Source organism: Pseudomonas sp. MWU13-2100 (genome assembly GCF_023242365.1).
GTDB lineage: Bacteria > Pseudomonadota > Gammaproteobacteria > Pseudomonadales > Pseudomonadaceae > Aquipseudomonas.
In genome coordinates, this window is record NZ_JALLIX010000022.1 from 87,794 (window position 1) to 106,019 (window position 18,226).

18 protein-coding genes and 3 pseudogenes are annotated in these 18,226 nt (G+C 54.4%); 9 read left to right on the forward strand and 12 right to left on the reverse strand.

What is annotated here, in order from left to right; genetic code table 11:
* The first annotated feature begins 41 nt into the window (after nucleotides 1-41).
* The 3 genes from M5B99_RS30055 to M5B99_RS16845 all read left to right on the forward strand — a co-directional run bounded on the left by M5B99_RS30055 (nucleotide 42) and on the right by M5B99_RS16845 (nucleotide 1,964).
* The gene (locus tag M5B99_RS30055) at nucleotides 42-335 is read left to right on the forward strand and encodes a hypothetical protein (RefSeq protein WP_318654574.1); all 294 of its coding nucleotides are present in this window, start codon (nucleotides 42-44) and stop codon (nucleotides 333-335) included.
* A complete protein-coding gene (locus tag M5B99_RS16840; RefSeq protein ID WP_248805097.1) occupies nucleotides 332-1,093 on the forward strand; it encodes a calcium-binding protein in 762 nt (253 codons plus the stop codon). Before M5B99_RS30055 ends, M5B99_RS16840 begins: the two co-directional genes overlap by 4 nt.
* 88 nt (nucleotides 1,094-1,181) lie before the next feature.
* Entirely contained in the window at nucleotides 1,182-1,964 is a 783-nt protein-coding gene (locus M5B99_RS16845; RefSeq protein ID WP_248805098.1) for a hypothetical protein, read from the forward strand.
* A gap of 29 nt (nucleotides 1,965-1,993) precedes the next feature.
* On the opposite strand, the pseudogene M5B99_RS16850 reads toward M5B99_RS16845, so the two are convergent.
* Nucleotides 1,994-2,320 (reverse strand): annotated as a pseudogene (locus tag M5B99_RS16850) (TIGR03747 family integrating conjugative element membrane protein); the annotation flags it as partial.
* 36 nt (nucleotides 2,321-2,356) lie between these two features.
* Here M5B99_RS16850 and M5B99_RS16855 point away from each other — a divergent pair.
* Nucleotides 2,357-3,495, forward strand: a protein-coding gene (locus M5B99_RS16855; RefSeq protein ID WP_248805099.1) for an IS3 family transposase whose coding sequence is annotated in 2 segments (ribosomal slippage) — nucleotides 2,357-2,615 and nucleotides 2,615-3,495 — 1,140 coding nt in all. Because the reading frame shifts where the segments join, the coding sequence is not laid out codon by codon here.
* 132 nt (nucleotides 3,496-3,627) lie between these two features.
* Here the strand turns inward: M5B99_RS16855 and M5B99_RS16860 are convergent.
* The 3 genes from M5B99_RS16860 to M5B99_RS16870 form a co-directional block, all read right to left on the reverse strand.
* The gene (locus tag M5B99_RS16860) at nucleotides 3,628-4,041 is read right to left on the reverse strand and encodes a tautomerase family protein (RefSeq protein ID WP_248796249.1); all 414 of its coding nucleotides are present in this window, start codon (nucleotides 4,039-4,041) and stop codon (nucleotides 3,628-3,630) included.
* An 87-nt stretch (nucleotides 4,042-4,128) separates the two neighbouring features.
* Nucleotides 4,129-4,596: a nuclear transport factor 2 family protein gene (locus tag M5B99_RS16865; protein WP_248805100.1), complete on the reverse strand. Its 468-nt coding sequence runs from the start codon at nucleotides 4,594-4,596 to the stop codon at nucleotides 4,129-4,131.
* A gap of 54 nt (nucleotides 4,597-4,650) precedes the next feature.
* Nucleotides 4,651-5,046, reverse strand: a complete 396-nt coding sequence (locus M5B99_RS16870; protein ID WP_248805101.1) for a nuclear transport factor 2 family protein — start codon at nucleotides 5,044-5,046, stop codon at nucleotides 4,651-4,653.
* A 327-nt stretch (nucleotides 5,047-5,373) separates the two neighbouring features.
* Here M5B99_RS16870 and M5B99_RS16875 point away from each other — a divergent pair, with 327 nt between their 5' ends.
* Complete coding sequence (locus tag M5B99_RS16875) at nucleotides 5,374-5,859, forward strand: winged helix-turn-helix transcriptional regulator (RefSeq protein WP_248805102.1); 486 nt, start codon at nucleotides 5,374-5,376, stop codon at nucleotides 5,857-5,859.
* 281 nt (nucleotides 5,860-6,140) lie between these two features.
* Here M5B99_RS16875 and M5B99_RS16880 read toward each other — a convergent pair whose 3' ends face one another.
* From M5B99_RS16880 to M5B99_RS16895, 4 genes are all read right to left on the reverse strand, one after another.
* Nucleotides 6,141-7,055 carry a LysR family transcriptional regulator gene (locus M5B99_RS16880; protein ID WP_248805103.1) on the reverse strand — a complete coding sequence of 305 codons (915 nt, stop codon included), beginning with the start codon at nucleotides 7,053-7,055 and terminating at the stop codon, nucleotides 6,141-6,143.
* 21 nt (nucleotides 7,056-7,076) lie between these two features.
* Nucleotides 7,077-7,829, reverse strand: a complete 753-nt coding sequence (locus tag M5B99_RS16885; protein ID WP_318654575.1) for an Asp/Glu racemase — start codon at nucleotides 7,827-7,829, stop codon at nucleotides 7,077-7,079.
* A gap of 24 nt (nucleotides 7,830-7,853) precedes the next feature.
* Nucleotides 7,854-9,173, reverse strand: a complete 1,320-nt coding sequence (locus M5B99_RS16890; protein ID WP_248805104.1) for an MFS transporter — start codon at nucleotides 9,171-9,173, stop codon at nucleotides 7,854-7,856.
* 834 nt (nucleotides 9,174-10,007) lie between these two features.
* Nucleotides 10,008-11,309 (reverse strand): NRAMP family divalent metal transporter, encoded by a 1,302-nt coding sequence (locus M5B99_RS16895; protein WP_248805105.1) that lies wholly within the window; start codon nucleotides 11,307-11,309, stop codon nucleotides 10,008-10,010.
* A gap of 427 nt (nucleotides 11,310-11,736) precedes the next feature.
* Here M5B99_RS16895 and M5B99_RS16900 point away from each other — a divergent pair.
* A pseudogene (locus M5B99_RS16900) lies at nucleotides 11,737-11,892 on the forward strand (c-type cytochrome); the annotation flags it as partial.
* Between the two features lie 293 nt (nucleotides 11,893-12,185).
* On the opposite strand, the gene M5B99_RS16905 reads toward M5B99_RS16900, so the two are convergent.
* Nucleotides 12,186-12,626: a hypothetical protein gene (locus M5B99_RS16905; RefSeq protein ID WP_248805106.1), complete on the reverse strand. Its 441-nt coding sequence runs from the start codon at nucleotides 12,624-12,626 to the stop codon at nucleotides 12,186-12,188.
* A 395-nt stretch (nucleotides 12,627-13,021) separates the two neighbouring features.
* Between M5B99_RS16905 and M5B99_RS16910 the strand changes: the two genes are divergently transcribed.
* From M5B99_RS16910 to M5B99_RS16920, 3 genes and pseudogenes are all read left to right on the forward strand, one after another.
* A complete protein-coding gene (locus tag M5B99_RS16910; protein WP_248805107.1) occupies nucleotides 13,022-14,056 on the forward strand; it encodes a hypothetical protein in 1,035 nt (344 codons plus the stop codon).
* 619 nt (nucleotides 14,057-14,675) lie between these two features.
* Nucleotides 14,676-14,945: pseudogene (locus M5B99_RS16915) on the forward strand (PAAR domain-containing protein); the annotation flags it as partial.
* Nucleotides 14,946-15,312: 367 nt separating this feature from the next.
* The gene (locus M5B99_RS16920; RefSeq protein ID WP_248805108.1) at nucleotides 15,313-15,870 is read left to right on the forward strand and encodes a hypothetical protein; all 558 of its coding nucleotides are present in this window, start codon (nucleotides 15,313-15,315) and stop codon (nucleotides 15,868-15,870) included.
* Between the two features lie 46 nt (nucleotides 15,871-15,916).
* Here the strand turns inward: M5B99_RS16920 and M5B99_RS16925 are convergent, their stop codons facing one another.
* The 3 genes from M5B99_RS16925 to M5B99_RS16935 all read right to left on the reverse strand — a co-directional run.
* Nucleotides 15,917-16,540, reverse strand: coding sequence for a hypothetical protein (locus M5B99_RS16925; protein ID WP_248805109.1), 624 nt, complete (start codon nucleotides 16,538-16,540; stop codon nucleotides 15,917-15,919).
* A gap of 429 nt (nucleotides 16,541-16,969) precedes the next feature.
* Complete coding sequence (locus tag M5B99_RS16930) at nucleotides 16,970-17,278, reverse strand: hypothetical protein (protein WP_248805110.1); 309 nt, start codon at nucleotides 17,276-17,278, stop codon at nucleotides 16,970-16,972.
* On the reverse strand, nucleotides 17,275-18,226 hold a 952-nt coding region (locus M5B99_RS16935), incomplete at its 5' end, for an RHS repeat domain-containing protein (protein WP_248805111.1). The genes M5B99_RS16935 and M5B99_RS16930, both read right to left, overlap by 4 nt.

Below are 18,226 nucleotides of genomic sequence, written 5' to 3' on the forward strand. Positions count from 1 at the left end.
GCCTTGCGGTTTCTGAACTAGGCTTACCGCACCCTGCCGATATGGTTGATTTCGATAATATCCTTCAGGATTCTGCATTGCAGAACGGCTCGCTCGTCGGAACAGACCTGAGAGATCTGATCCAAGGCTTTAATGGTGACGATACGTTGTATGGCGGTTTGGGAAATGATCGACTAGAAGGTGGTAACGGCAACGACACGCTGGTCGGTGGCGCAGGTAACGATCAATTGCTTGGGGGCGTGGCGATGACACCTATGTGTTTGCACCGGGTGATGGGCAAGATACCATTGATAACAGCGGTGGTGGCTCAGACCGCATTGTTCTACAAGGTATGAGCATTGCCGAGTTTGGGCGGTCATTCAGTCAAGTTGGGAATGATCTCAAGATTCGCCGAACTCAAACAGGGGACGAAATCACCGTCACGGATTGGTTCTCTGGTGGCGATAAGAGGGTCGGTAGCTTCGTGCTGGATGACGGGGTTATGACGGCTCAACAGTTGGGTATCGGGGCACAGGGTGGGCACTATTCGCCGGTTTATACGGACCTTCCGGAGTCACGTGATTTCGCCAGTGTTTCTGATTCGGCGGTCATGTCTTCAACTATCAATGGATCTTCGAGCGATGATTTGTTGATTGGCGGGCAGGGTGATGACTCTTTGTATGGAGGCGCTGGCAATGACTTTCTCGTGGGTGGAGATGGGAATGATGTCTATGCGTTTGACACTAACTCGGGTCACGATACGATAGATAATCACTCGAATACAATAGGTTCTTTCGACGTACTCAGTATTTTTGAACAAGACGCGAGGAACTTGTGGTTCTCCCAATCCAGTGATGATCTTGTGGTGACGATCCTTGGAAGTGATGCCCAAGTAACTGTAAAAAACTGGTTTGTCGATGACACAAGTCGATTGGCATTGATCGAGGTCAGGAATAAAGGTTTTTATGCTAACCAAGTGGATAGTCTTGTTAGCGCGATGGCGATATTTGGTGCGCCTGTTGGGGGGGACATCAATCTGACGCATGATCAACGTAATGTCATCGATCAGATGCTGGGGGGCGGCACTGGCGCTGGTCGGCCACCGGTGAGCTAAGAGGAAAGTCCGGCGGACCATGAACTATTGGTCCGCCGGGCCTCAAAGCCAAATAGAGGATTTAGTGTTGTGAAGGGAGTAGATTTATATGGCTAAGCACAAAGAAAATAATAGTCTGTTTCGGGCTCTATTTCTCGCATCGATTTGGATGCTGGGAGTGGTAGTATTGGTTTGTATTTTAGTATTTGGCTTTTTGATTCTGACTTCTATTTCTAAAGGGCCGAATCGGCCCCAGGCCGAAATTTCTGGAACTGACGAGTATAAATGTCGCGAAGCTGCTCGATCGGCTGTGATGTCTCGCTTTGGGATCTCATTTGGCGAAGCTTCAAAATTGGAGAAAAATGGTAGGTGGGTATTTATAGGGAGTAATGCATTTTTTTTTGATAAGGCTGATGATTTTTCGTTAATTCACGAGGCCGGGGATGTGAATTTAGGTATCACTGCTTGGTATCTGGACGGGATGGCGGCTTTTGCCTCCCGCCACCCAGATATTATCAAAAGTTATCCCGTTTCTCCAGGGTCGATAATTCTCAGATTAACCTGTGAGCCGGGTAAAATAAAATATGATTCGGCGCGTTGGTATCGCCCGGATGTTCCGGTGAAAAAAAATGCTGCTAGCGGTCTCAATGAGTATGCCTATGGAGCGAGCTTTATTGTTGGCCTTCCTGTTGATAGTGCTGTTAATCCAGATGGCTCAAAGTTCTGGGTTTTTTGTAACTTAAAAATATGTTCGACAGTGTTCTATTTACTTCCAGAGGTTCACTTGACGTACAGCTATCCTGTGGAGCAAAAGGCGGATGCGATTCGGCTAAATAACTTTATAACTCAGCATCTCTTGAGTGCCTTGAAGGAGCGCGCGCCGCTCAACTAGATGTGACCGTCACCGTCACGAGGTGAGTGCTACAGGTACTTTTTAAAGCTGCCTGCCGAAATACTCACCACTACACCTAGCGCTGCTGCGCTGGGCAGCAACACCAGCAGAGGGCTCATGGTCATCGGAAGCGCGGGATAAATGATCCACGGTGTAACCCACAGCGGCACGATCATCCGTTTCGCCCGGTGGTAGATGAACCCGGACTCTCTCCCAGCGCCAAAGCGCCGCAAATCCCGACGCACCAGTCCATCGATCAGCCCCGTAAAGACTGCCATCAAGAACAGAGGCAGCGTCAGTATCAAAATCAGGATTCGCGCCAGAAAGGTCAGCACGGCATAGACCGCCGCCAGGAACGCCGACGCCGCTGGAGTACCGACCAGAAGCTGACCATGGTTCGAGAGAGCCTTGAGCCTGGGCAAAGCGTGTCCGTGGTTGCCCGGCGCAACGGCATCAACGCCAACCAGCTGTTCCTGTGGCGCAAGCTGTACCAGGACGGAAGCCTGTCGGCGGTTAGTGCTGGCGAGGCCGTGGTGCCGGCGTCTGAGCTGAGTGATGCACTCAAACAGATCCGCGAATTGCAACGGATGTTGGGCAAGAAGACGATGGAAGCGGAAGTCCTCAAAGAGGCCGTGGAGATCGCCCGGTCGCGAAAATGGATTGCGCACTCACCCTTGCTGCCGGGGGACGACCAGTGAAACTGGTCAGCGAATGTCTCGGTGTGTCGCGCTCGCAATTAACGGTTCGAATCAGGCAATCGATATCGCCCGTCGTACGGCGACGCCGGCTCGTGAACGATACGGAATTGGTCGCCGAGATTAGGCAACAAGTCAGCGAGTTGCCTAGCTATGGCTACCGTCGCGTCTGGGGTTTGTTACGCCGCGAGCGTGAAGCCCAGTCGTTGCCACCGATCAACGTGAAGCGGGTTTATCGTGTCATGCGTGATCACGACCTGCTGTTGGCGCGGCGTATTAAACAGCCAGGCGTACAGCGCCGGCATGAGGGCCGCATCGCCGTCACCACCAGTGATACACGCTGGTGCTCGGACGGCTTCGAGTTCCGTTGCGACGACGGTGCAAAGTTGAGCGTAACCTTTGCCCTGGACTGCTGTGACCGCGAAGCCATCGGCTGGGTTGCCAGTCCGACCGGCTACAGCGGCGATGACATCCTCGATCTGATGTTGGAAAGCGTGGAAAAGCGCTTCGGTGATCAACTGCCCAGGACGCCGGTGCAATGGCTAAGCGACAACGGCTCGGCCTACATCGCCGAACAGACGCGCCTGTTTGCCCGCCAGATCGGCTTACAGCCGGTGACCACGCCAGTACGCAGCCCGCAGAGCAACGGTATGGCGGAGAGTTTCGTGAAGACGATCAAGCGAGATTACGTGACGCACATGCCCAAGCGAGATCGAGAAACAGCACTGCGCAATCTGACGATTGCCTTCGAGCATTACAACGAGCAGCATCCGCACAGCGCGCTGAAATATAGGTCGCCGAGAGAATTTAGGCGCTTGGCAGCGGCATCAATTTAACGGGGAACTGGTGTCCGGTCTGGCAGGGGCAAGTCCACCGCATGAGCCCCGCGCCTGAGAAACGAACGAGACATTCGTTTCGCGTCATTTCTGCTGCACCGTCTCTAAAGAACGGGGCAGCTTTCGTATTTCTTACTTGTTTACCCAAGGCATGGAGAGGTCAATGTCAGAGACCAGCTTGCCACCGCCGAAGCTCATGTTCTCCAAGGGAACGGCATACATGATCAGGCTGATATCGTCCTGGCTGACGCCCACCTTTTCTACCGCGTAACGGGTGACCAGCTCCGCGAGCTTGCGTTTCTGCTCCACTGTCCTGCTCGTGCCTATCGTCACCGTTACGACCATGCGCTTGTCAGATCTTTTCATGTCAGGAAAAGTCGGATGGATGAAAAGCTCATCGTCCTTGTGCTCACTGATGATGACGAAACGGTCATCCTTGGGTGTATCCATGGCTTCATGAAGAGCGAGATTCAAGGCATCCGCCAGCGCGCGTTTCTCTTCGCTAGAGAATTTTTGGGCCGGAATGTGGACGTGGAATACTGGCATGAGCGTTTCCTCGGTTGTGTTGTTCAGGTTAAACGAGGCGATGAAGTGCGTTTCGATATGTGCGCTGCCTCAGCGGCCTCGGCAGCCCTAGCTTTCATATCCCGGAGGAACCGAGAAAATCTCCGCCTCCGGTGGCGGCAGGTCAGCAGCGCCGTTTGGGTAGAGTGCCTGTGCCGCGGCCACCGTGTTAAGAGACTCGCGAAGCAACTTGATTTTGCCGCCCTCGGCAACGAGGTATCCCGTGAACAAGTGATGGATGAGACGTCCGGTCGACGCCGCGCGCGTTTGCGCCAGATACTCGGCGTACACCTGATCCTTCGTGTCGATCAGCACCGTGGTATTCTCGGGTTTGAAGCTGAAGCCGGGATAAAGGTTGCCGCCGACAAAATCATAGAGCTTCGCGATGGCTTCGCGCCCCTGATGGCGGGTCGGAATACCGAGCGAATGGAGGAATGGGAGTTCCAGCACGCCGTCCTCGGCGAACAGCTCAGCACATTTTTTGCCGTCGGGGACAACGGCAAGAAGGTCTAACAGCAATGTTTTTGCATCAGTCATGGTCATTGTCCTCAGGAAAAATTGGCCGCCGCCGCCAGAGGCGGCGCAGTAGGATCAGCTCGGAAAGCTGTCGCCAAACATCGGGAGCCCACTTTTCGAACCGTCGCGCGTGGCCTCGTCTTGGATAACATCCCAGTGTTCGGCGAGCTGGCCGTTTTCGATGCGGACTATGTCGACCACGATCCAGTTTGTCGGGGCGCCGAATCCTGAGAAGCGGCCATGAAGTACGACATAGTCGCCCGAGGCCACGGCCAGCCCATTTTCGTAGCGAAACTCGGCGGGCGCTGCCTTGACGAGATCAAACAGGCCTTCGCGACCGGGCGCGATATAGGCACTGTGCTGGATATAGTCGGGCGACCAGAAGCGTTCGGCCGCGGCATAGTCGCGCTTGTTGAACAGCGTATCAAACGCTTCCAGCACGAAATTCCTGTTTCTCTCTTCGGTGCTCATTGGTTTGTCCTCTCTTCGTTATCTGTTGGGTTGAGGGGAGGGTAGGCGGATTAAATTTCGCCATCTCCCACGGCTGTGTGGTGGGGTATGTTGGTCCGTACAACTGTAATGATCTTCGGCGAAACGCCAGCTCATCGTGCCATGTCGCTGTAACCGCCATTTCGGCCATACGCAGCACCGAATTGCCGCTGTTACCCGTGATGAAAGCCCGGATGTTCGATTGTTTTGCTGACCCGCCAGAGCTGTCATAGCACTTGCACAGTGCAAGTGGTTGAATAATATTCGCGCCACTTGCACAATGCAAGTAGAAAATTAAGGGGAATAGCAGTGCAGCAAACAAGACGATCGGGCTGCCCGATCAACCTGACGCTTGAGCAGACCGGCGACCGCTGGAGCCTGATCGTTATCCGTGATGTTATGTTTGAGAACAGACGCACTTATGGCGCCTTGCTGGAGAAAAATCAGGAAGGCATCGCCACGAACATCCTTGCAAGTCGGCTGAAGCGCTTGACCGCGTCTGGCCTGCTGACACGATGTCCGGATCCGAAACATCAACAGAAAGGAATTTACAGCCTCACGGAAGCGGCAATACAGCTTGTACCTCTGCTCGCACATATGGCTGCCTGGGGTGTTCAGCATACGCATCCGAGCAAGGAGGCTTCTTTGCGCGCGGAGGTGCTGGAAAAGGGCGGCCCTTCACTTTGGAGTGCCTTTATGGAAGAGCTACGTTACCTGCATCTCGGCGCACCGCGTCCGGCGCGCTCAGTATTGGACGAGCTCCGGGCCGAAGATGAGCAGGCAATCGCTACTTAGTACTAATCTTTGGCGTCATGACACACGTCACGTGGTACAGAGCTTTCCCTGCTTGAATGGCCTCAGCCTTGTGCGAGATGGGGTGCCATCGAGCGCACGCTGTTGATTTTGATGGCTTCAAAGTGCTGAACTCCGCCGTCAAGTGAATGCGGGGGGCGGTCCCTTTTTTCCGCGCTTGGCGGTGCACTTCGGCCTTTTGGCCTGTGCGTGCTGCGCACTTGCCTAAGACAGGTGCATGAGTGATGGCGTGAGGCGGTCTTGCTGTTCCCTTCACCGTATCACTACATTTTGAGCAAGTGCTCCAGGAACAATCCCGCCGCGACCGACAACGCCGCTCGCGCCCTCACGCACACGCTGAGTTCGCGGGAGGCCCACGGCTCATCCAGACTGATCGCCTTCGCCCCGTCCATTTTGTAAATCGCCGCGCTCCCCTCGGGCATGATGCCAATGCCCAGGCCGGCCTGAACCATCAGGCATAGCGCGTCGTAGCTGGAGACTTCCATACGGATTTTCAGCGAGCGTCCCAGGTCGTTGGCCGCTTTGATCAATTGAAAGTTGAGATGAGTGCCGCTGCGCAAGGCGATGTATTCGCTATCCAGGGTTTCGCTGAATTTGACGCAGTGGCGTGTCGCCAGCGGATGCCCAAGGGGAACAAGTAACACCAGGCGATCGGTACGAAACGGGAAAACCTCGATATCGGCACCGTGCGGAAGACGGGTGAAGATGCCAATGTCGGTGCGATTTTCGGACACTGCTTTGGTAATGGCCAGGCTTTGCTTTTCTTCGAGGCTGATGTTGATCAGTGGGTACAGGTCCATGAACGACTTGATCACGCTCGGGAGGAATTGGGTGATAGCGGAAATATTGGCCAGGACGTGCACCGAGCCACGGCGGCCGTGGGAGTAGTCACGCATCTGCACGACGATTTCATTGAGGTTGTTCAATGCACTGCGAGCCATGAACAGTAGCGACAGACCGGCATCGGTGGGGGTGATGCCTTTGTTGGTGCGGTTGAGCAGTTTCGAGTCGAGCAGTTCTTCCAGCTCGCTGAGCCGTTTGCTGACCGCCGCTGCGGCGATGTGTTCGCGTTTGGCGGCGGCAGCAATGGTGCCTTCTTCAACGACACTGACAAAGAGTCGCAACGAGACCGGATCGAGCTTCATGGGAAGTACTGGTTTGGCCTGAATGACCAGCATAGTACCTCCTTCGGCATTGACTCAGAATGCCCCGGACAACAGATAGCCGGCGTTGGGTACTTGCGCCTTGAGGCCAAGGGTTTTCAACATTTGGTAAACGGTGGCGACCGATGCCGACAGCACGGGTTTGTCGAGGCGATCCTGGACAAGCTGGATCGCAGGTAACGACGGCATTTGCACACAGCAGGACAACACCACGCCATCGGCCTGGCCGATGTTCAGTTTGTCGGCATGAGCCACCAGATTCATCGGGTCCAGACGCCCGACTTCGAGATTGTCGGAAACCTCCAGGCTAATGGAGTCGGTCACTTCGATTCCGGCCGCTTCTATGTAGTCGATGACCTGCTGGGTCAGCGGCTTCATGTACGGAGTAATGATCGAGACCTTCTTGTAGTCGAGCATGTTCAGGCTATCGATCAGTGCACCGGCAGAACTGAGCACCGGTGCGAGCGATTGATTGGACGCGACTGTTTTGCTTAAACGCTCTTGCGAGACTTTGTGATAGCCAGGCCCTTGGCACATGATCGCCACCAGGCAGGCATAGGCCATGACATCCACTCGCGCATCGCTCAGTTCAAGCGCGCAACGGTCGCTGTCGATGTCCATCTTTTTCAGCTCTTCGGGGCTAACATGCATCATGCGCATGCGTGAAGAGTGAAAGGTAAAGTGCTCTTCGGGAAACAGTTCGTAGCGCGAAGTCAGCATGGCTGGGATTTCGGTTTCCATCGTCGTGTTGGAGCTGGGGACGATTTGGCCGATGCGAAAGTTTTTCATGGGTTTTTCCTTTGAACGGTCGGATCAGTTGCCGCTGGTGAGTTGAACGCCTTTGGTTTCCTGCAGCGTGAACACCATGACAGCGGCGATGACGTAGGAAATAGAGGCAAGGGAAATGGTGGCGGTGAAGCCAATGAGCGGAATCAGCACCGGAACCAGCTTGATGCCGGCGATGGCGCCGACCCGGCCGAAGTTGAAACAGAAACCCGACGCGGTTGAACGGATGCTGGTCGGGAACAACTCTGAGTACCAGGCGCCGAACCCGCTGAAATAACCGGTGAAGAAGCCCAACAGTGCCGCCAGCGAACCGAGGGTGATGACGTTCTGGGTGGTGAACAGCAGCTTGCCTTCGGTCAATGGCATCAAGGTCACCGAGTAGGCAAAGACCGGCACCATGATCGCCATGCCGCCAAAAAACACTGCGAACGACAAGCGACGACCGATGCATTCCGCCAGGTAGCCGTAGGCTAAATAACCGATGGTGGCGCCGATACCAATCCAGATGACAAACACCGGAGCCTGATCGATGCGCACGTTCAGAATGCTCTGCAGGTAAGCCGGCATGAAGGTGGTGATGATCCAGTAGCCGTACATGCCCAGTACCGAAATGCCCAGACCCAGCAGGGTCACTTTCAGATACTGCGGACGGAAGATTTCCATCAGCCCTCCCTTGTCGGTGTTACGGCGCATGAACTCGCGGTTGGCTAGCCATACTGGCGACTCCTTGACGAACAGCCAGATGAACACCAAGGTGAAATAGGCCGGAATCGAGGCGTAGATGAACAAGGTGCGCCAGGATTCAGGGTTGCCGCCATCGAGGAACGTCCAGGCGAAAATCGCCGCCAGCAGACCACCACCCGACCAACCGGTCTGCATCACTGCAAAGGCCTTGGCACGCCCGGCCGTCGGCCAGATCTCCGACACCAGCGCGGCAGCCGCGGACCACAGTCCACCCACCGCGATGCCGACGCAAAAACGGAATAGATTGAGTTGCCACAGGCTGTCGGCAAAACCACAAAGCAAGGTACCGGTACCGTAGACAAACACCGACAGCATCATGGTTTTCTTGCGACCGATCTTGTCGGAAATGTTGCCGAGGAAGAAGCCACCGATCCCGGTGGCCAGCAAAAACCAGGCAACCGTGGAGACGACGTCACCCAGGCCGACGGCGAAGGTCTTGGAGATCGCCAAAAGTACAAAACCGAAGACAGTGGCATCCAGAGCGTCAAACAGCCAGGCGGCCCAGGAGCCCCCCAGCGTCAGATAACGCTGCGGGGCTGTCAGTTGGCCGACTCCGTCAACGACAAGCGCTTGCGCCGAGGAACTGGCGGCTAGGGTTTTCATGGTTCAACCTCGCGGGTTTGCGTTTTTATTCTTGGAGCCCGTGTGCTGAAAGGCGATCGGCACACGAGTGGTCATGTGTGACCGATGTTAGGAGAGGCAAAAGCAGTTCGTATATCAGCCATTCACGAGCCTGCCATCGCGGGTGACGATGGCAGTGGGGGAGGAGAAGATCGCAGTGAGCAGGGGGAGGATTGGTTGATTACTGTGGTCGGCGCATTTGGAATAGATCGCTGATGGGCGTAGTTCACTGCCGTATAGGCAGCTCAGAAAAACAGGACGTCCGCCAGGCGCTCGAAATGCTGGCTCACTGCCGTGTAGGCAGCTCAGAAATTGCTGACACGCCGCACCTGACATGTTTTTACGTGATTTGTTAGTTCGGGCTGTCTCTTTGACCGTGCTCGCCGCTTTTCTTGCTGGCTGCTCTTCTCATAAGAGTGCAGTACCAGAAAAACCGGCTGAAAAGCCCGTTGTGCTCACTGCCGACGAACACAATGCAAAGGTCATTTTCAAATCGCTCAGCGTCGGCACTCTGGTGAGTTTTAAGCTCGGAAAACCGGGGGATTTGAGCAGGGTGGGTATTGTCTATAACGATGCTCAAGAGCAGCAGCAGATGCCCGCCTTTGCCAGGGGGCTGGCAAAAGGGCTCACACGAGGGCTCGATCGTGCGAGGCCGAGCCGAGAAATGTTAGTGCCAGCGGGCCAACTGACAGAGGTTGAAGGTGTCGCCAGTTGGCGTGACGACTATGGCAAGACTTATCGGCTAGGAGAATGTGGTCCGCTGTCTCGTGCCTTTCTCACTCAGCCCGGTAAGACCTATCTGGTTGAATTTGAGTCTTATCCTGGAATAAACATCGCCACCGCCGCCACCCCCATCACGGCCGTCGCCACCCAGCCCAGGACAATCAACGGCCGGCTCGCGGTGAAGTCCCCCATCACCGATTTCTTCGACACCAGCATGATGATGACCACCATCAGCGGCACCGCGACGACCCCGTTGATCACGGCACTCCAGAACAGCGCCTTCATGGGGCTGATGGGCGAGTACTGGATGGCCAGGGCGACGAGCACGCTGATGGCGATGATGCCGTAGAACCCCCGGGCGTCGCGCACTTTACGTTCGAGGCCTTCATTCCAGCCCAACGCTTCGGAAAGGGCGTAGGCGCCTGAGCCCGCCAGCACCGGCACGCCAATCATGCCAACGCCCAATATGCCGAGGGCGAAGACCAGGTAGGCGAAGTCGCCGGCCAGAGGTCGCAGGGCGCTGGCGGCCTGCGCCGCGGTGTTGATATCGGTTACGCCGGCCACATTCAGGGTCACGGCCGTCGCGAGAATGATGAAATAGGCGGTGATGTTGGAGTAGAGCATGCCGCTCCAAGTGTCCCAGCGAATACGTCGCAACTCCTTGCGCGCTTCGCGCGGGTCTTGATTGAGCGGTGCATTCAGGGGTGGGTTCTGCATGTCCTCGACTTCTTCAGAGGTCTGCCAGAAAAACAGATAGGGGCTGATGGTTGTGCCGAACACCGCGACGACCACCGCGGCAGCGGTCGCGTCCGGGGTGAAGTGGGGCCGGACGGTACGCAGGGCGACCTGCTCCCACGGGATGTGCACGGTAAACAGCACGGCGGCATAAGCCAGCAGCGAAAGCGTCAACCACTTCAGGTAAAAGACGTAGCGGTGGTAAGGGACGAACATCTGCAGTGCCAGTGTCCCGAACACGAAGACCGCGGTCATGAAATGTCGGTCGACGCCACTGACCAGTTCCGCCACTTCTCCCATGGCGGCGACGTCGGCGGCGATGTTCAGCGTATTGGCGATGAGCAGGAGCAGAACGACGCTCTGCAGCACTATGGGTGGAAATGCGGTCTTGATGTTGGCCGCCAGTCCCTTGCCGGTGACTCGGCCGAGGTTGGCGCACATTGATTGAACGGCGGCCATCAGGGGAAAGGTCAGCGGCATCGTCCACAGCATGTTCAAGCCGAATTGAGCGCCCGCCTGTGAGTAGGTGGCGATGCCGCTGGGATCGTCGTCGGCCACGCCGGTGATAAGCCCGGGGCCCAGCTTCGACAGCGGGTGCTCTTTCAGGCGCGTCCACAGAACCCGGAAGCGATTGGTGCGGGGAGCGCTGTCGACGTCCATTGATACACCTCGGTTGGGTTGTGGCGGGAGGGGGATTGAGCGATGCCGTTGAAGGTCAACGCTTTACACCGATGTAAGCATAGCGCCCAAGGTTACCTGCCAACCCTTGAGAATACAGGTCCATTGTTTCAATCATTGTGGTTCTGCTGCATCTAAGGCACCTCATGCCCCTGTGCCGAACGCAGAATTTCGAACCAGTGATCTTTCATCAGCGTCAACTGGCAAGCGTGTCCTGACTCAAGTAGCACCTCGATACGTCTCGATTCTGATGAGATACTCATTAGTATCTCCTTATCATCCTGAGCGCGGACGCCTGGGCGAGCTGCATTTTGGCGAGGCGAAATGCGTCGACTATGAGGTCAACAGCAAGGTCGTCGAGGTGTGCCCTCGATTCAGATCCGATTTATACAACAAGGCTGCATGAAAAATGAAAGTGAAAATATTATTCATCGCTTCGCTAGGCATTTTATCGTTCATTCAAACATCGCTGTCCTTCGCGGATAATGCCAATGGGAAAAATCTCTACTCACAGAGATGTGCCATGTGTCACGGCGCCGATCTCAAAGGAACAGGGCCATTGGCTATTGAGATATTGAGCATGCTGCTCCAGTGGCTGCAAGTGGGTTGCTATCAACGCCTGTTGAGACCACTGATAGTGGTCATGCCAGGAACCCAATGTTGATTGCAGCCCGGCGGCCTCCGTCGACAAGGGTGATAGCGCTGGGTCAACATCTCGGCAGCTCAAAGCCGTCATGATCGGCCAAGGGGGCACATTTGCCTTGGCATGAGGGGGGGCGGCCACGTTCTATGCAATGGAGTGACACTCTTGATTCGTACGGGAGTGCTTGCACCAGGTACATATGTTCAAGCCGAAATCTATTGAGGCGGGACACCATAACGATCTTGATATATCATGGGTGTTGCAAGTATTGTGTCGATAATATTAGTGGCCAAAGTGTCTGTGTTTGTGGTGAGCGACCATCTTCCCGCTTGTACAAGATTGGGGAGGGTCAGGTTTACTTTTCGAAGTGAGACCTTGTTGTTATGGTTGTACACCTCGTCTCCCGCCGCAGCTGGATAAAACAACATGAATATTTCATGAGTTGCCAGATGGACGCCGGCCATGAATTTTGATAGGTCTATCGATGTTTTCAATCTTGATTCATATTCAACGGAACCGTCTGGATGAATAGATAACGGGTCAAGGTCGTAAGCGGCTCCTGTGCGAAGGACAGGGCCATTTTGTGATCTTAGTACAACACGACAACTGTCCATGCCAAATATTTCTATTATGTTTAGCCATTCAATGTGGGTCATGCTTACCTCGATAATTGAAAATGTGAAGATGAGCAGATTTTCAATCTGTTGTATAGTCAAACAAACCCGATTCCGCAAGAAGGTCTCCTTTGCATTGCCGAGGACGGCGCTTCGTTTATTGCTGGGTCGCGGTTGGCCCGGCCGACCGGTTGGAAAGTCTGCCCAGACCCCATGTCTCGCCTGCGCCCCCTTGCCAGGCCACCTTCAGCAAACGCAGTCGCAGGTCCACTTCAGTCAGGCCCGAAACCCTTGAAGCTTTTCCTCCAGCGCTGAGTCCACTCGGCGTTGCGCCAACTCAATCCGATGAGCCGCCCATGCGGTTGACTCAAATGTGAACGCTCCCTAGGATCGTCGCCAGCAAGCCCATTCATCGGACATCCGGACGTCTGACTCTTATGCGAAGCCCCCTGTTACTGGTCTCCCTCGCCACGCTCTCGTCCTTCGCCCATGCCGACCTGGCCGGTGTCTGGAAAGGCACTCTAGGCAAAGCCCCCATCACCGTCTGTTTCAACGCACAGCCTGACCAGGGCGCAAGTTACTACTACCAGCGCTTCCTGACGCCCATTCAGCTGACCCAGAGCCAGGCGGGTGAACCCTGGGTTGAAGAAGGCAAAACCGGTATCTGGCGGTTGGAAGCGCCGCAGGACGATGTGTTGGCCGGGGCGTGGAGCAAGAGCCAGGACAGCCAGCCAACCCCCTTGCACCTTGAGCGCATCGGCACCCGATCGAACACCGACGGCTGTGCCAGCGATGCTTACAACACCCCAATCGAAGCCGTACCGCCGGCAGCCAAGACCGAGAAAAAAACCTTCAATGACCACCCCTATCAGGTGAAAACCCAAGGTGCGCAAGTCACCTTGAAGCTCGAAGGGGATGGCCCGGTCGTTACCAAAATCAATAAAGACCTGGCACGGCTGGCGATAAGCCCTGAAGGTCAAAAAGATTTTTACCGAGAGCGGCGCAACTCCCTGGGTAACAGCGGCGGGACCTCCACCAGTGAAATCCTCGTCGAGCCCACGTATTGGTCGTCTCAATGGATCACCGTCCGCTTCTACCGTTGGACCGCCGGTTACGGCAGTAACGGTATCAGTTGGAGCCGGCACACCTGGAACCTGCAAACTGGTGAAAGCGTTGACCCGTGGTCCTGGTTGGATGGACGCTATGAGTGGTCTGATCCTTACTCCGGCAATATCAAGCTGCCCGCCAAGTTCAGCACTTGGTTGGCTAAGCAAGCGACCGTGGAAGAGGGGTGCCCGGCCATAACCCGCTACTCAGACTTCGACCTGACCTTCGATACCCAAGGCATGAAGCTTTCGACGTTCGCTACGGGTGACGGTTGCGACAATGAGTTGGACTTTACCTGGGACCAGTTGCAGCCAATGCTCACCGCCAAAGGCAAGGCGGCACTGCCCAGTTTGAAAGTCCCCTGAAAACAGGGCTCTTGCTGCAAGCAGGTATTGGTCACCTGCCGGGCGGGTTCGACCGAAGCCAAGGCCTGCCGACGCTGCTTTTTCGGGCAGGACTTGCCGTCGGTTCAGCCATGTACGCTCTGTTCGGGATCATCCGCCGGTACGATCTGCTTCTTGAGAGAGTCCCGGCAGAATCGGCTGTCAGGGCTGGTATGGGCCATCCTCAGAAAAATCGTCGGCGCCAATAGCGCCACCAGGGCTCTTTGAAGCGTGTGAGGATGCACACATATGCGGCAGCCATTGACGCCGAAAGCGAACTGGAAAAGCGATTGAACCCACGCATCGCATGATGCATCCTTCACCCCGAAAATTTACATGGACGTTATATAGTTAATGCACTCCTCACCAAGCGCCGTGCTGACGCAGCTGCACGCTGGCCTCTGCTGTTCACTCAAGCGGCTTGAATACTTCAATTCGCTTTTACGGGTTGGTTTGTCTCTTGGGAAGCCGCGACATCCTAGATTGCGCCCCCGTCTAAATTCTTTGCATGCCCTGCGGCTATCGTAATGCCATACCAGCATTCGTGTTGCGATTGGACGCTGTTCTACCACCCACTTTGAATACTTGAAAGGACGCTCCCATGAGTGGCAAACCTGCTGCGCGCATCACAGACCCCACCGTGTGTCCGGTTTCGGGGCACGGCACCAATTCGATGGTAAGCGGCTCATCCGATGTGATCTTCGAAGGGCTGGGCGCTGCCCGTCTGAATGATACCTCGGCGTGTGGAAGCGCGATTACCGGCGGTGTCTCTTCAACTGTATTTATCAATGGCTTCAATACTGCCACCGTCGGCAGCGTTGGCGCGCATGGCAATACGGTGACGGCGGGTGCGAGCACGATCATTATCGGTGTTTGGGTGGATGGAACGGTGCTCACCTCTCGAAGATACTCTCTGATGAAGGGTACAAAGTCGCTCTCCTAATAACCTTGGATCCTGTCGGCAAAGGCTTTCTGGTTTGGTTGGGCTCTGATATCTACTACTCTGAACCCACTCCCGTTGCCGACATGTGGATCAATATCCGCGCCAATCCGGTAAAGTCGGATGCTTCAGACCTCGTTGCCAACTTCGGAGGGCGCTGGGTCGTGAGTCAAGGTCCCGCTATAAATGCAACCGTCGACATACACCATGCATTTGCGAGCCACATGATGGTTGCGCCGATCCAAGGCGCAAAATGTGCTTTGGACTTCTTTTATGATGCGTACGTAAAAAATATAAAATGACCACAGCTAAAAAGCTAATAGCATTGGCCGCTGCACTGATGTGCAGCGCATGCGCTCGAACGCCCAGCATCCCGCCTGCGTCATTGACGTTTACGGGGTTTGCGCACTATGGCGACGCGCTACTTTATGTGACGCTTGAGTCAGATCAAAATCTGAGCGAAGTCTTCAATCTCTACGAAGGACAGAATCAAAACACCCCTAAGCTCGTATGTTCCCTGAATCATGATAAAAATTTCGATGTAAACCATACAATTAAAGCGCGGGGCATAGGCCTTTTGGAGGTTGACGCTACACCCAGTAAAAAGGGGCGCTTTTATTTCCGCTCCTGGCTATCATTCAATACAACCGAAGAAAGAGAGATATCTGTCCCGACCTCAATCACCACGGGTGCAGTATTGGAGGCGCTGTTAGCGGGACAAGAGCGTATCCCATGCCAGGTGTACATCACGGCTTATGGATTCAAGGCTTATTACACCAATACCGTGTATATACCTACCGCAGACTTGGTTATAAATTTAAAGGAAATGAATGACGCGGCTGAGCGTCGCCAGTAATTGCTTACCCCCTCATTTTTTTCTCCGAGGGGGCAAGCGGCGGTTGTTAGGATTGAACCGGCGATAGCGCGTCGTTGGCCGACGAAGACGATACCCAGATGGCACCTTGTCGTGCTTCCTCTTCATGGTGTGCCTTGCCAATGCGGTATACGATTTCCTCCGCCAAAACGTCAGGATCGGCACTCTGGCCGCCGGTGATGCACAGCCCGCCGTAGTTGAACGCGACCAGGTGTTTACGGAACCCGCGCCCCTTGCGCGCATCAGGCATCATGAACAGTAGCTTCCAGCGTTTGTTGTTGAAGTGTGGAAGGGTGTCTGCCTTCTCGGCATGAATGTGAAGGACCAGGTTTCGCTGGATGTCCTTCAGGGTGTTGTAGGTCTCAACTTCAACCGCCTGAATCGAGGTATAGGGCACCAATCCATCGGCGTTGAAGAACCAGACTCCCTCATCTTTGAGGATCATCAGTGGCGTGGATCCTGCCTTACGATTGAGGAAGGCCGCAACAAACATATACAGCGAGCAGAGGAGCAGCACATAGGCAAACTTGCCTACCGCCTCCATGCGAAATGCTTGAATGGCAAGAGGCAAGACAAGGAGGCCTAAAATCAAGGCTCCGATTGGGACGCGACGGCGTTCCGAGAAAGACATATCATTAAGTGATTGTTGCATTTCGTCCTCCGATGACAAAATGATGGTAAGGTAACGGGTGTTTGTTGTAGGAAGTGTTTTATAAGTGGTAACTTTGGATTAAGTTTTGCGCTGTTTTCGGTGTTTTTTTATGGGTTTCATAAATAAGTCCATCCCTTGATCTTCGTTTATGTTTGGTTTGTAATCCCGGTCGGCAACGTTCACTCCACCTCGAGCGATTGGGTTTTCTTTCGCATCTTCGCCTGTGATCGGATCTAGGTTGCGAATGTTTTAGTTTGTGGAGGAAGATGGGGTAGGCTTATTTTCGGTAAAAAATAGGTCGCAAATAAATTTGTCCCCTTTCCGTCTTTCCGTTTGTTATGCTGACCAGTTGCGCCCGTAGCCTCTGTTTTTTATATTTTTTCACTAAGTGCTTGAAAAATAAAATAGCCATTTTTGGAGTCTGTAGATTTATTCGGTTTTTAGTTTTTTTAGAGCGTTAAATATCGCTGAGTTCAATTCGGTCCAGTTTTGAGCCTTCTCACTGAAAATAGGATTATTCCAGTCAGAGTCTTTAATCAAAGAAATTCTGAATTCCCCATTTTTGCAGAACTCAGGATACCAGCCAATGTCAATGATTTGCTCAAAAGGGAAAGTTGCTTGAAATAAATCTTCTTTTAAGTCGTCAATGATTAATGAGGTCTCAACGGACTGGTTGAGATGAGATATATCATCGAATGTGATAGTTCCGCCGTGCTCAATAATTTTTTTAATGGTCATTTGGTTTTCTTGACTTTTGTAAGTTTTTTAAATGATTCTTCGGATATGGGGTGTCCATGGATAGTGTTTGCGCTTAACTCAACTCTCATGTACCTGGTTTCTTTGCCATCGTTAGCACCAATGGTCTCACCCATATCAATAACTTTCCAGGGTTTTCCGTTGTTGACGTCCTGGCCGTTTTTGAAAGCATAACGTTCGAGTGACTCGATGTCAGTGCCGGGCAAATATTTTGCGGCTCCTCCATTTGCTGTTGATTTAACAACGCTTGGCCAAGGGGCCTTGGGGGCTACGTGCTTGTTACCATGATTCGTCCATTGAGCATCAGGTGCTCCGGGGGCACCCTCATGAACCTTAGCGTTATTTGATGGATCCTCCGCCATCGTCGGTTTGCAGTTGTCTCCACCCGGACAAGTATTCAACCCCAACGGATCCACCCACCCCGTAGGGTTAGGCACATACCGGTAGTTGTTCAAACCTCCCGCGAGCTTGATCGGGTCCGGCGTCAAAAACCGTCCAGTCCCCGGATTGTAGTAGCGATGGCGGTTGTAGTGTAGCCCGGTCTCGGCATCGAAATACTGCCCCTGAAAGCGCAACGGGTTGTCGATCCCGGCCACTTCCAGCGTTTTGACGCTGCCGTAGGCCCGGTAGCGTGCCGACCACAAGATCGATCCCGCACTGGAAGTCAGCTCCTGCGGCGTGCCCAGGTGGTCAAGTTGGTAGTAGTAGGGCAGAGCATTGCCTGGGCCTTCGCCATCGAGCATGGCCAAGGGGCGGAAAGTGCCGGGCTCGTACACATAGCTGCGGTAGTGCCCCACGGCCGATTCGGCGATCAGCCGCTCCCCCTGCCAGATAAACTCGGTGGTCTTGCCTCCTACCGTCTTCTCGATCCGCCGCCCAAACGCGTCATACCGATACGTCGCCACCTGTCCATTGGGCAGCTGCGCTTCA

What these genes read in the sequence shown, in the direction of transcription:
- M5B99_RS16865 (WP_248805100.1), bottom strand. Translation starts at nt 4,596, where the DNA reads ATGACTGATGCAAAAACATTGCTGTTAGACCTTCTTGCCGTTGTCCCC.
- M5B99_RS16930 (WP_248805110.1), bottom strand. Translation starts at nt 17,278, where the DNA reads ATGACCATTAAAAAAATTATTGAGCACGGCGGAACTATCACATTCGAT.
- M5B99_RS16905 (WP_248805106.1), bottom strand. Translation starts at nt 12,626, where the DNA reads ATGACCCACATTGAATGGCTAAACATAATAGAAATATTTGGCATGGAC.
- M5B99_RS16860 (WP_248796249.1), bottom strand. Translation starts at nt 4,041, where the DNA reads ATGCCAGTATTCCACGTCCACATTCCGGCCCAAAAATTCTCTAGCGAA.
- M5B99_RS16845 (WP_248805098.1), top strand. Translation starts at nt 1,182, where the DNA reads ATGGCTAAGCACAAAGAAAATAATAGTCTGTTTCGGGCTCTATTTCTC.
- M5B99_RS16840 (WP_248805097.1), top strand. Translation starts at nt 332, where the DNA reads ATGAGCATTGCCGAGTTTGGGCGGTCATTCAGTCAAGTTGGGAATGAT.
- M5B99_RS16890 (WP_248805104.1), bottom strand. Translation starts at nt 9,173, where the DNA reads ATGAAAACCCTAGCCGCCAGTTCCTCGGCGCAAGCGCTTGTCGTTGAC.
- M5B99_RS30055 (WP_318654574.1), top strand. Translation starts at nt 42, where the DNA reads ATGGTTGATTTCGATAATATCCTTCAGGATTCTGCATTGCAGAACGGC.
- M5B99_RS16870 (WP_248805101.1), bottom strand. Translation starts at nt 5,046, where the DNA reads ATGAGCACCGAAGAGAGAAACAGGAATTTCGTGCTGGAAGCGTTTGAT.
- M5B99_RS16920 (WP_248805108.1), top strand. Translation starts at nt 15,313, where the DNA reads ATGACCACAGCTAAAAAGCTAATAGCATTGGCCGCTGCACTGATGTGC.
- M5B99_RS16925 (WP_248805109.1), bottom strand. Translation starts at nt 16,540, where the DNA reads ATGCAACAATCACTTAATGATATGTCTTTCTCGGAACGCCGTCGCGTC.
- M5B99_RS16910 (WP_248805107.1), top strand. Translation starts at nt 13,022, where the DNA reads ATGCGAAGCCCCCTGTTACTGGTCTCCCTCGCCACGCTCTCGTCCTTC.
- M5B99_RS16880 (WP_248805103.1), bottom strand. Translation starts at nt 7,055, where the DNA reads ATGCTGGTCATTCAGGCCAAACCAGTACTTCCCATGAAGCTCGATCCG.
- M5B99_RS16895 (WP_248805105.1), bottom strand. Translation starts at nt 11,309, where the DNA reads ATGGACGTCGACAGCGCTCCCCGCACCAATCGCTTCCGGGTTCTGTGG.
- M5B99_RS16885 (WP_318654575.1), bottom strand. Translation starts at nt 7,829, where the DNA reads ATGAAAAACTTTCGCATCGGCCAAATCGTCCCCAGCTCCAACACGACG.